This is a genomic window from Flavobacterium sp. FG68 (assembly GCF_057808895.1).
Map to the genome: position 1 here is coordinate 77,612 of NZ_JBMDIY010000017.1, position 10,808 is coordinate 88,419.

Sequence of the window (10,808 nt, forward strand, 5' to 3'; positions counted from 1 at the left end):
CGCAATCAATATCTTCCTGGTCAATTGACCATTGCAATATAGATTTGTTTGCGTTTAAAAACGTTGCGATTTTGTTTTTACTTGTCTCTGTTTTTATATTAGTGGCGAATATCAATACATTCATAACATAAAATTTAAGGTGTTAATGCCTTTATCACGAGTCTAAAAGCTTCTTGTTGTATTTCATTTGTTAATTGAAATGGAGTGGTACCTCCAAGTCCTTTACCTTTTTCATGAAAACGAAGTAAATTGTACAACGGGCCATAAGCAATACTCCAGAATACCTCCTTAGATACTGGTACTATTTCTTTTCTTTCAATTGCCCGATGCAAAAACTTCGTCATGATTTCTTTGAGTTCCATCAAACTTTCGTTAACGATATGTTCGCCATAATTTGAATTTTGCAGAATTTCCCAGCAGGCAATTTTATCAGTGTTTTTCAGCATAAACTCTGATCGGTTTTCCCATTGCTTGGCGAGACCTTCTACAAAAGGCATATCTGGCGAGAAATCTTTAAGCGAACTTTTAAAGAAGTAAGTGCCCATTTCAGTTCCAATTTTTTTAATCAGATCTTCTTTGTCGGCATAATAAATATAAAGCGTCGCTACAGAAATCCCGCACTCTTTCGCAAGTTTGTTCATTGTAAAGCCTTCTATGCCATACTTTACAATCATTTCTATAGTTTTCTCTTTAACTAATTCTTCTTTATTAATATCTCTTGTTCTCAAAATGAAAAGGATTTTATTGAATTGACTCTGCAAAGATATAATAATAAATGAACGTTTATTCATTTATAAAAAATATTTTTCAAAAAACTTTAAAACAGCAAAAGTTGGTTCCCAATATAATTTTACTATTTTTACTCTTAGCAGCTATCATACTCAATAATTATTTGGTATGAAATACTGATTTTTTTATTAACCTAATTATTTAAAAATGAGAAAAAACAACGATTTTGGTTTGTTAATACTTCGTATTACAATTGGATTTTTAATGCTTTTGCATGGTATTTCAAAATTTAAAGGCGGTTTAGATTTCATAAGCGGAATGCTTGTTGAAAAAGGACTTCCGGGTTTCTTTGCTTATGGCGTTATCATAGGCGAAATTTTGGCACCAATCTTAATTATAATTGGTTTTAGAACCAGAATTGCTGCTTTAATATTTGCTTTCAACTGTTTCGTTGCAGTTTTAATGGCACACAGTCAGGATATTTTTAAATTAAGTGATCACGGAGGTTGGGAATTAGACCTTCTGGGGTTATATTTCTTTACGGCAATTGCTTTGTTTTTTACCGGAGGAGGAAAATTCGCTGCTTCAAAAAGCAATAAATGGGATTAAAAACTCATTAAAATATAAAATTATAAAGTGGCCGTTGAGTCGCTTTTTTTATGATTTTATTAGTAAGAAAGTCAGTAAAATCAGAGGCTGATAATAATTTGAATTCTAATGTTATTCTAATGTAGCGACGAAAATTTAGTTTTAACTTGCGCCCTGAAATTATTTTTTTGCAATGCTTAACAAAATTAAAAATAGCCTTTTATGTAAATGCCTTCAGGCGTTACTAATCGGCTATTTTTTAATGAGCAGTATTAATGTCTCAGCAACTTTCAGCAGAATTATAAAAGAAAATACCGAAACTCATTCTGTTAAAGGAATAGCCTGCAATCTTTTAAAGAAAATCTTTAAGTGCGACGGTATTCCCGAAGAACTTGATGACTACGAAACAAAAGATACTAAAACCACAAAACTTGCAAAAGGAATTGTGTTATTAGAATATCTCGTTCCTCTGGATGCGTCTGTACCAGGATTTTATTTTCAAAATAACCTTAAAGGAAAAAATTATATAGACAATCCAATTTTCTCATTTGGATTTCACGGCAAGATCCATTTGCCGCCTCCTCGATTTATAGTATAAGTATTTAGTTTTGATTGGATTATGATATTTTTTGTAATCCTTAATGCGATATTTTTCGTAAATTAACATCTATTAATCTTGTATTTATATATAAATCCATGACACCTTTAAAACGTTTTTACAACTTACTCGCGTTAGACAAACGTGACGTATACCAAATTATATTTTATGCCGCTTTTGCGGGTTTGGTAAACCTTTCCCTGCCTTTAGGAATTCAGGCCATTATTAATTTTATTCAAAGCGGACAGCTTAGTGTTTCTTGGATTGTACTGGTTTTTCTGGTTACAATTGGAGTTGGCTTTGGCGGAATTTTAACCATTCTGCAGCTGCGAATCGTAGAAAATCTGCAGCAGAGAATCTTTGTGCGTTCGTCTTTTGAGTTTGCTTACAGACTGCCTTTAATTAAGTTTAAAGAAATGTATTCGGAATACGCGCCGGAAAAAGCCAACCGATTTTTTGATACCCTTATGGTTCAAAAAGGAACAGCAAAACTTTTACTCGACTTTTGCACGGCCTTTTTGCAGGTTGGTTTGGGTATTATTTTACTGGTTTTGTATCATTCCTTTTTTACAGTAATTGGACTTTTATTTATCGTTATTCTGTATGTCATTTTTAAATTTTCTTATAAAGATGGTTTAGAAACAAGTCTTAACGAATCAAAGTTTAAATATAAAGTGGCGGCCTGGCTTCAGGAAATTGCCCGTAATCGTGAGAGTTTCCGCAGAAAAGGCGGTTTCGATTATGCTTTAGACAGAAATGACGGTTATGTGAGTCATTATGTTAATTACCGCGAAAAGCACTTTCAGGTAATGAAAAAACAATACATTCAGCTTACTATTTTTAAAGTAATTGTTACAGCTGCTCTTTTGTCGATTGGTGGTTTTCTGGTAATTCACCATCAAATGAACATTGGGCAGTTTGTGGCAGCTGAAATTGTAATTGTATTGCTGATCAATTCTGTAGAAAAAATAATTTTCGGGTTAGAATCTTTTTATGATGTATTGACTTCTTTGGAAAAAATTGGTCAGGTTACGGATATGGAAATTGCCTGTATTCCAAAAACTTCTGCCGTAACCGAAACCGGAATTACAATCGAGACCGAAAGTATTGCTTACAATTATCCGGAACACAGCAAAAAATCACTTAAAAATATTAACCTGAAAATAAATCAGGGTGAAAAGATCATTTTAAGAGGAACAAATGGTGCCGGAAAAAGTACTTTATTACGCTTACTTGCCGGACTGCTTGAACCGGAAAGCGGCGCAATGTATGTGACCGATAATTTCATGAACCGTTTAGACGAAGACAGTTACAGAGCACAATCCGGAACACTTTTACAGGGCGATACACTTTTTGAAGGAACAATTAAGGAAAACATTCTTTTTGGAAATGAAACCATTAATAATGACGATTTAAAATGGGCTTTAGATAATGTGTGTTTAACGCCTTATATTAAAACTTTCCCGAACGGACTGGAACATCAGATTCATCCGGGCGGACGCGAACTTTCGGCTTCTGATGTGCAAAAGATTCTTTTGGCGAGAAGTATTGTGACCAAACCTAATATATTATTCCTTGAAGATCCGGTTGATAAAATGGACGAACTGACGTCGGGTAAAATTGTTGACTTTTTACTTGCCGAAGAAAATGACTGGACGGTAATTGTTACTTCTAAAAATGATGTCTGGAAGAACAAATGCAGCCGTATGATTACGATTGATGATGGAAAAATTATTAACGACATAAAGCTTTAATCATGCTTAATATATCTAAAGATAATAACGTACTTATAACGCCGGGCAAATACAAATCGATTACCGCCGTTGCCCGCAGACCGCACTATAAAATTTTAAACCGAGTAATTGTTGGATTTTTAATTTTCTGCATTGCCTGCCTTTTTCTTCCTTGGACACAAAATATTTCGGGAAGTGGTTCTGTAACGACTTTAAAACCAGATCAAAGACCGCAGACCGTTCATAATGCGATTGCCGGAAGAATCGAAAAATGGTATGTACAGGAAGGGGATTATGTAAAAAAAGGAGATACGATTTTGTTTATTTCTGAAACTAAAGAAGATTATTTAGATCCAAATTTAGTTGGAAATACAAAAGATCAGGTTGATGCCAAAAAAATGGCTGTAGAATCCTATGCTGATAAAGTAAGTTCTTTAAATGTTCAGGCTCAGTCGCTTAATACCGAAAGAGAATTGAAGTTGCAACAAGCTCAAAATAAAATCAAGCAAGCCCAGCTGAAAATTAAAAGTGACAGCATGGATCTTGAAGCGGTAAAAACGCAATTAAGAATTGCAAAAACACAATTTGACCGTTCAACCGCATTAAATAAAGAAGGCTTAAAACCGCTTACAGATGTAGAGCAAAAACGTTTAAAACTGCAAGAATCTGAAGCGTATATTATTACACAGCAAAACAAACTTTTGAGCAGTAAAAACGAATTGATAAATGCAAGAGTAGAAATAAGCCGTATCACAGCCGAATATTCTGAAAAAATATCAAAATCAAGAAGTGATAAATTCACAGCTTTAAGCACGCAATACGATACAAAAGCTCAGGTAAATAAACTGGAAAATCAATATGTAAACTACAGTATTAGAAATGGTTTATATTATATCACGGCTCCGCAAAGCGGATATGTAAATCGTGCTTTACTGGCCGGACTTGGTGAAACAATTAAAGAAGGAACGCCAATTATCAGCATTATGCCGGCAAGTTATGATATTGCGGTAGAAACGTATGTAGATCCTATCGATCTTCCGTTGGTGCATCGCGGTGCAAAAGTTCGTGTTTGGTTTGACGGATGGCCAAGAATTGTGTTTTCCGGATGGCCGGGATTATCCTACGGAACTTTTGGAGGCAGAGTTGTAGCGATTGAAAATTTTATTAGTGCCAATGGAAAATACAGGGTTTTGATTTCGCCAGACGGAAACAAAGATGAAAAATGGCCGAAAGAACTAAGTATTGGAGCAGGAGCGCAGAGCATTGCTTTACTAGAAACGGTTTCGGTTTGGTATGAAATATGGCGAAACTTAAATGGATTTCCGCCAAATTATTATAAGTCAGATGAAAAGGAGGCAAAAAATGGGAAAGACAAAAAATAAATTTAAGACGATAGTTCGACTGTTTTCTCTTTTGTTTTTATTCGGTTTTTCTGCTTATAGTCAGGATTTTAATAAAGAAGAATTGAGTTACAGCGAATATTTGGGATATGTAAAAAAATACCATCCGCTGGTAAAACAGGCGAATCTTGAAATTAGCAATGCGCAGGCAGCGTTGATGCTAGCGCGCGGTGGTTTTGACCCTAAAATTGAAGTCGATTACAATAAAAAAGAGTTTAAAGGAACAGAATATTATTCGATTTTAAACAGCAGTTTTAAAATTCCGACTTGGTACGGAATCGAAATCAAAGCCGGATTTGATGATACTGACGGACAATATTATAATCCGCAGAATCGTACGCCGGATAATGGATTAACTTCTTTAGGAATCAGCGTAGCTTTAGGTCAGGGAATGTTCATCAACCAAAGAATGGCAGATGTACGCGAAGGAAAACTGCAGTTAAAATTAAGTGACGCACAGCGAAAATTGAGAGCAATTGAGGTTTTGTATAAAGCAAGCGAAGCTTATTTTGAATGGAGAAAAAGTTACAACGAAGCTGAACTTTATAAACGATATCTTGGTTTTGCAAGCACACGTTTTGCGGGTGTAAAAAAACTAATTGAACTTGGCGATTCTCCTGCAATTGACAGCGTTGAAGCCGGAATTACAGTTAGAAACCGGGAATTAAATGTTGAAAACGCGAATCTAAAATTAGCTAAAGCGAAATTGTATTTGTCTAATTATCTATGGCTTGAAAATGTTCCCGTTGAATTGGGAGATATGGTGAAGCCAGAAGAAAATTTGATTTTGACTTTAGAGGAAACCTTAAAAACAGATGCCATGATGGTAAATGTTGAAACGTTAGATTCGCATCCTAAAATTCAGGCTTTAGAAACTAAAATGTCGATGCTGGAAGTGAACCGACAATTGAAAGCTAATTCGCTGTTACCAAAATTAAATGTGGGCTACAATTATATTTCTGAACCTTCTTATTTTGATTCTTTTAATGCCGATGATTATAAGTTTAATATAGATTTCAGCATTCCGATTTTTTTAAGAAAGGAGCGAGGAAGCCTGAAAATGGCAAAACTGAAAATTCAGGATTTAAAGTTTGATATTGAACAGCAGAGGCTGGAACTAAAAAACAAAATAAAAGCACAGCAAACTGAAATCGCTTCTTTAAAAAGGCAGAAAAATGTAATTGACAATTTGGTAAAAGATTATGTAACAATGCTAAATTCTGAAGAGAAATTGTTTTCTTTCGGTGAAAGCTCGATCTTTTTATTGAATTCAAGAGAAAATAATTTGGTAAGTGCAAAGTTGTCGCAAATTAGTATTGAAAATCAGTTTTACATTTCAAATGCTGAGTTGTATAAAATATTGGCTAATCCCGATTAATTTGAATTTTCTAAAATGTTATACATTAATCATTGAGTGAAAAACTAAAACTTAGCTTTTTATTTTTTTACAATCATGTTATCATTCCGTAGGAATGTTTCGTCGGTAGAAAAATAATGCCCAACGACATTTTACGTTCCATAGGAACGTTTGAGATGTTAGATTATTGAAAAAAAAATGTCAAAATCAAACGTTCCTATGGAACGTAAACAATGACAACAATATAATTTTTTCTACCAATGAAATGTTCCTACGGAACAAAGACATAAAATAAAAAGGGATTGTTTCGACTTTTGACACAATCCCTTTTTATTTTTTAATTAAAATTTACTGGCAAATTCTTTCGCAAAATCTTCCAGTTTTATTTTCCCGTCAACAGAAGCATTGCTTGATATAAAATGTTCAATGATTTTTCCGCTTCTTAAACCAGTCCCCATTTCTGCATAAAGTTTAGCAATTTCTTCCGGAATTCCGGCTTGTGTCATTCCGCCAAGAGCTTGTTCATCTGTAAATTCTACCCATGGTAATTCTGGTTTTGCAATTGCAGCACCCAACACTTTTGCAGCGTCACCCGGAGTACGAACATCACTAATAATATATCGGATATTTTTTCCTGCCGGAGTATGCTGCAATTCTTCTGCGGCAGCCTGAGCAATATCTACTGGATGCACAAACGGAATTGTTATTTCTGATGGATAATTAGAACCAATAATTCCCGCTCCCTGAATCATTGGAACATCATTATAAAAATTAGTAAAGAAAAAACCTGCTCTTAAAAAAGTTACAGAAGTATTCAGTTCCTTATATATTTCTTCAATTTTATGAAGTCCTGCGATTGGCCCAGTTCCAGATGGTAAATGAGCACCAATACTGCTTAACATAACGACTCTTTTTACTTGTGCTTCTTCAATTGCTTTTGCAAAAGATTTTCCAGCGTTTTCAGTATTTGCAATAACATTTGCTCCGCCTAAATTTGGAGGTGTCATGGCAAAAATAGCATCTGCACCTTTTAATGTTTCCAATAAAAATGCTGCATCGCTTACAGAACCTACTGCAGCTTTTGCGCCAAGATTTTCGATTGCTGTTTTTCTGTCGGCATTACTGCTTATTACGGTTACGTCGTGACCAGCAGCGACAAGTTTTGTAGTTAATGGTTTTCCTATGTTCCCTAAAGAACCTGTTACTATAATTTTCATATATATAATTTTTTTTATTACAGTTACAAAGGTATCTTTGTACTTACTTTTATACAAGTACTTACCCTATAGTATGTATCATGACAGCAATTAAAGAATCATCGACAATTCAGGAAAATAAGCAATATGCACTGGAAAAATGCCCGGTTACGTTTGTAATGGAAAAAATAGGCGGTTATTGGAAACCTATTATTCTTTGGCATTTATCAAGCGGAATGAAACGTTACAGCGAATTAAAAAGAGAAATTCCTGCTATTACAGAAAAAATGCTCATTCAGCATTTAAAACAATTAGAAGCCGATGGTCTTGTGATTCGGGAAGCAAAACCTGTAGTTCCTCCTTTTGTAACATACAGACTCAGCAACGCCGGACAAGGTTTACTGCCTGTTATTGAAGCAATGGCAGCGTGGGCTTTTAAAGTTAAGGATGGAGAGTATTTATAAGATTCTAAGTTGCTGAGATGCTAAGATTCTAAGTTTTTTAGTCGAAGGTAGAAAGTTGCAAAGGTTCAAAGGTTTTAGAAAAATCTTAGCATCTCAGAACCTTAGCAACTTAGCAACTAAAAATTACTTAACCACCGTTGCTTCCAATTCTACTTTAACGGTTTCAAAAAGGCTTTTTACTTCCATTAAAGTTGTGGCTTGTTGAATGTTGTGTTTTGCAATCCATTCCTGCAGGATATTGAAGTGAGGCCAAAGCTCTGAAGTTGCAGTAGTGTAGATCGTTAATCTCACGATGCCGCTGCATTCGTAACCTGCTTCGGTGATTACTTGTTCCAGATTTTGGATCGCCAGTTTTAACTGTGATTCCATGTTTTCATTGCTTGAAATTCCTTCGGCGTTTATTGCGGTCTGCCCGGAAACATACAATGTTCCCTGCGGATTTTTTACTTCAACTGCCTGATTATAACTACGCTCGTTTTGCCATTTCCACGGATTGATAACTCTTTTTTCCATTTGATTTCCTTTTTTAGTTTGCGCCAATATTGGCATTGTTGCGATTAATAATAATCCTAAAAGTTTTGTTGTTGTTTTCACGATTACAGTTTAAAATTTATACTGCAAAATTGAAAATAACTTGTGGAAACAGGTCTTGACATTTGTCACGATTATAATGTGCGAAATGTCACATTTACGAAGATAATCGGCTTAAGGTTTCGCGCGAAACGCCTAAATAAGAAGCGATAAGACTTTTAGGAACGCGCTGAAAAAGAGATGGATATTGTTTCAAAAGCTGTTCGTAGCGTTCTTTTGGATTAGAAGTCATCCAGTAAAGAATACGACGCTGTGAGGCAAGGAACCCAAAGTTAGCTTTCTCCAGAAGAAAGCGAAGCATTTTTGGGGAATTATCGCATAGATCTTTATAATCTTCCAAAGTAAAACAAAGCACTTCTGTATCTTCAAGACATTCTAAAGACATTGTCGCTTTTGTTTGAGTGAAAAAAGCATAATAATCGCTTTCCCACCAGTCTTCCATAGCAAAGGATGCAATATGCTGTTTTAGGGATTCATCGGTGTAAACCAATTTTAAAAGTCCGGAAATGACAAAATAAGCATATTTTACATCATCGCCTTCCTGAATTAAAAATTGATGTTTTTTGAATTTTTTAGTGATAAAATGCTGACTGATAAATGAAAATTCTTCATCTGTCAGCTTTATTATTTTTTCGATATGTTCCCGAAGTTTTTCCTGCATGATATGGTCAAAGATATTTAATTTTTTCGATGATCAAAAAGGGTAAAATAAATCAGATAGCCATATTCAAATTAAACCGGATTGAAATCCAGCCCTACAATATGAATCATCCCTTCGGGATTTTACATTCTGGGTGTTAATGCGATCTATAATTTTCAGCATCAAAATAAAGAGCCGGAGGCTCGATTTATATTGTAGGGCTGGATTTTAATCCAGTTCATATTGTAGATCCGGTTTCAATTCATTTTTGCGGAATATAAATATTAAACGTAGCGCCCTCCATAGGTTTTGCCGTCGCGTTAATAATGCCATTATGATTTTCTACAATCTTTTTTACGATGGCAAGACCAATTCCTGTTCCGTCATAAATATCCCTGCTGTGTAAGCGCTGGAAAACACCGAATATTTTTTCGCTGTGTTCCGGTTCAAAACCAATTCCGTTGTCTTTAAAACTTATGTGGCAATAATTTTCTTCTGATGATAATTTATCATTTTGTAATTCTTCACCGCTGACGATTCGGCTTTTGATTTCAATTTGAAGCGGAATTTCCTTTTGAGAAAATTTCAAGGCATTGTTTACCAGATTTTCGATAAGCTGAATAAACAAAAATGGAATGATATTTATTTTGCCGTGAAGATCCGTAATAATCGAAGCATTTTTTTCCTTAATATTTTCCCGAAGCGCTTCTTTTACATTTTCAATAATGATATTAAGATCCGTATTTTCATAAATACGATCTGTAATATTCGTTCGGGAAAAAGTCAATAGATCATTGATTAATTCCCGCATTCGGTTGGTGGAATATAAGATTCGTTCAAATTTTGCCTGTCCATCCGGGCTCAAATTTGGATATTCTTTTGCCAGAATAATGTTTGTAAAAGTTTGAATTTTGCGCAGCGGTTCCTGTAAATCATGACTTGAGATATGAGTAAAAGCATCAAGTTCAGTATTTTTCTTTTTTAACTCGGTAGCATATTTTTCTATGGCAATATATTGCGCTGCCAGTTCTTCATTTGCTTTTGTGATTTTAGCATTAAGCGCAGTTGCTTCTTCTTCTCTAAGGCGTAATTCCCTGTTTTTCTTATACAATTCGGTAAAAACCATCACTTTTGCCTGAAGGATTTCTGCAGACAAAGGTTTAATCATATAATCAACAGCTCCAGACTGATATCCTTTAAAGATATAATCTGTAGTGTTCATATTTGCCGTTAAGAAAATTATAGGTACATGTTTAAGTTTATCGCTTTGGCGAATGAGTTCAGCAGTTTCAAACCCATCCATAAGTGGCATTTGCACATCCATAAGAATTATTGCAAAATCCTGACTTTTGAGCAGAATTCGCAACGCATCTTTCCCGGAAGTAGCTTCTACAAATTCATATCCCTGATCTGCAAGTATGACCTGAAGCGAAAGTAGGTTTTCCTTCTTGTCGTCGACAATTAATATTTTAACCGGATATTCTTCTATGGGGTTCTGGCCTTTCATAATAG

11 protein-coding genes are annotated in these 10,808 nt (G+C 34.8%); 6 read left to right on the forward strand and 5 right to left on the reverse strand.

Annotated features, from left to right (window positions below):
• Positions 1-134: 134 nt before the first annotated feature.
• Entirely contained in the window at positions 135-728 is a 594-nt protein-coding gene (locus tag ACODSB_RS12650) for a TetR/AcrR family transcriptional regulator (RefSeq protein WP_053472771.1), read from the reverse strand.
• Between the two features lie 208 nt (positions 729-936).
• On the opposite strand from ACODSB_RS12650, the gene ACODSB_RS12655 reads away from it, so the two are divergent.
• The 5 genes from ACODSB_RS12655 to ACODSB_RS12675 all read left to right on the forward strand — a co-directional run bounded on the left by ACODSB_RS12655 (position 937) and on the right by ACODSB_RS12675 (position 6,426).
• Positions 937-1,338 (forward strand): DoxX family protein, encoded by a 402-nt coding sequence (locus tag ACODSB_RS12655; RefSeq protein ID WP_053472724.1) that lies wholly within the window; start codon positions 937-939, stop codon positions 1,336-1,338.
• A 241-nt stretch (positions 1,339-1,579) separates the two neighbouring features.
• Positions 1,580-1,915: a hypothetical protein gene (locus ACODSB_RS12660; RefSeq protein ID WP_488937313.1), complete on the forward strand. Its 336-nt coding sequence runs from the start codon at positions 1,580-1,582 to the stop codon at positions 1,913-1,915.
• 98 nt (positions 1,916-2,013) lie between these two features.
• Positions 2,014-3,669 carry a peptidase domain-containing ABC transporter gene (locus tag ACODSB_RS12665; protein WP_488937314.1) on the forward strand — a complete coding sequence of 552 codons (1,656 nt, stop codon included), beginning with the start codon at positions 2,014-2,016 and terminating at the stop codon, positions 3,667-3,669.
• Positions 3,670-3,671: 2 nt separating this feature from the next.
• Positions 3,672-5,030: an HlyD family secretion protein gene (locus ACODSB_RS12670; protein ID WP_053472722.1), complete on the forward strand. Its 1,359-nt coding sequence runs from the start codon at positions 3,672-3,674 to the stop codon at positions 5,028-5,030.
• Positions 5,011-6,426, forward strand: a complete 1,416-nt coding sequence (locus ACODSB_RS12675) for a TolC family protein (protein WP_488937315.1) — start codon at positions 5,011-5,013, stop codon at positions 6,424-6,426. Before ACODSB_RS12670 ends, ACODSB_RS12675 begins: the two co-directional genes overlap by 20 nt.
• 320 nt (positions 6,427-6,746) lie before the next feature.
• Here the strand turns inward: ACODSB_RS12675 and ACODSB_RS12680 are convergent, their stop codons facing one another.
• Positions 6,747-7,622, reverse strand: coding sequence for an NAD(P)H-binding protein (locus tag ACODSB_RS12680; protein ID WP_488937316.1), 876 nt, complete (start codon positions 7,620-7,622; stop codon positions 6,747-6,749).
• 80 nt (positions 7,623-7,702) lie between these two features.
• Between ACODSB_RS12680 and ACODSB_RS12685 the strand changes: the two genes are divergently transcribed.
• Entirely contained in the window at positions 7,703-8,065 is a 363-nt protein-coding gene (locus tag ACODSB_RS12685) for a winged helix-turn-helix transcriptional regulator (RefSeq protein ID WP_488937317.1), read from the forward strand.
• 123 nt (positions 8,066-8,188) lie between these two features.
• Here the strand turns inward: ACODSB_RS12685 and ACODSB_RS12690 are convergent, their stop codons facing one another.
• The 3 genes from ACODSB_RS12690 to ACODSB_RS12700 all read right to left on the reverse strand — a co-directional run bounded on the left by ACODSB_RS12690 (position 8,189) and on the right by ACODSB_RS12700 (position 10,803).
• Positions 8,189-8,578 carry a RidA family protein gene (locus ACODSB_RS12690; protein ID WP_291148856.1) on the reverse strand — a complete coding sequence of 130 codons (390 nt, stop codon included), beginning with the start codon at positions 8,576-8,578 and terminating at the stop codon, positions 8,189-8,191.
• 175 nt (positions 8,579-8,753) lie between these two features.
• The gene (locus ACODSB_RS12695) at positions 8,754-9,317 is read right to left on the reverse strand and encodes a Crp/Fnr family transcriptional regulator (protein WP_488937318.1); all 564 of its coding nucleotides are present in this window, start codon (positions 9,315-9,317) and stop codon (positions 8,754-8,756) included.
• A 241-nt stretch (positions 9,318-9,558) separates the two neighbouring features.
• Positions 9,559-10,803: a sensor histidine kinase gene (locus ACODSB_RS12700; protein WP_488937319.1), complete on the reverse strand. Its 1,245-nt coding sequence runs from the start codon at positions 10,801-10,803 to the stop codon at positions 9,559-9,561.
• Positions 10,804-10,808 lie beyond the last annotated feature (5 nt).

Excerpts from the sequence above, each read along its gene's own strand:
- ACODSB_RS12675 (WP_488937315.1), top strand. The coding sequence starts at position 5,011 with ATGGGAAAGACAAAAAATAAATTTAAGACGATAGTTCGACTGTTTTCT.
- ACODSB_RS12655 (WP_053472724.1), top strand. The coding sequence starts at position 937 with ATGAGAAAAAACAACGATTTTGGTTTGTTAATACTTCGTATTACAATT.
- ACODSB_RS12680 (WP_488937316.1), bottom strand. The coding sequence starts at position 7,622 with ATGAAAATTATAGTAACAGGTTCTTTAGGGAACATAGGAAAACCATTA.
- ACODSB_RS12690 (WP_291148856.1), bottom strand. The coding sequence starts at position 8,578 with ATGGAAAAAAGAGTTATCAATCCGTGGAAATGGCAAAACGAGCGTAGT.
- ACODSB_RS12670 (WP_053472722.1), top strand. The coding sequence starts at position 3,672 with ATGCTTAATATATCTAAAGATAATAACGTACTTATAACGCCGGGCAAA.
- ACODSB_RS12695 (WP_488937318.1), bottom strand. The coding sequence starts at position 9,317 with ATGCAGGAAAAACTTCGGGAACATATCGAAAAAATAATAAAGCTGACA.
- ACODSB_RS12665 (WP_488937314.1), top strand. The coding sequence starts at position 2,014 with ATGACACCTTTAAAACGTTTTTACAACTTACTCGCGTTAGACAAACGT.
- ACODSB_RS12685 (WP_488937317.1), top strand. The coding sequence starts at position 7,703 with ATGACAGCAATTAAAGAATCATCGACAATTCAGGAAAATAAGCAATAT.
- ACODSB_RS12700 (WP_488937319.1), bottom strand. The coding sequence starts at position 10,803 with ATGAAAGGCCAGAACCCCATAGAAGAATATCCGGTTAAAATATTAATT.
- ACODSB_RS12660 (WP_488937313.1), top strand. The coding sequence starts at position 1,580 with ATGAGCAGTATTAATGTCTCAGCAACTTTCAGCAGAATTATAAAAGAA.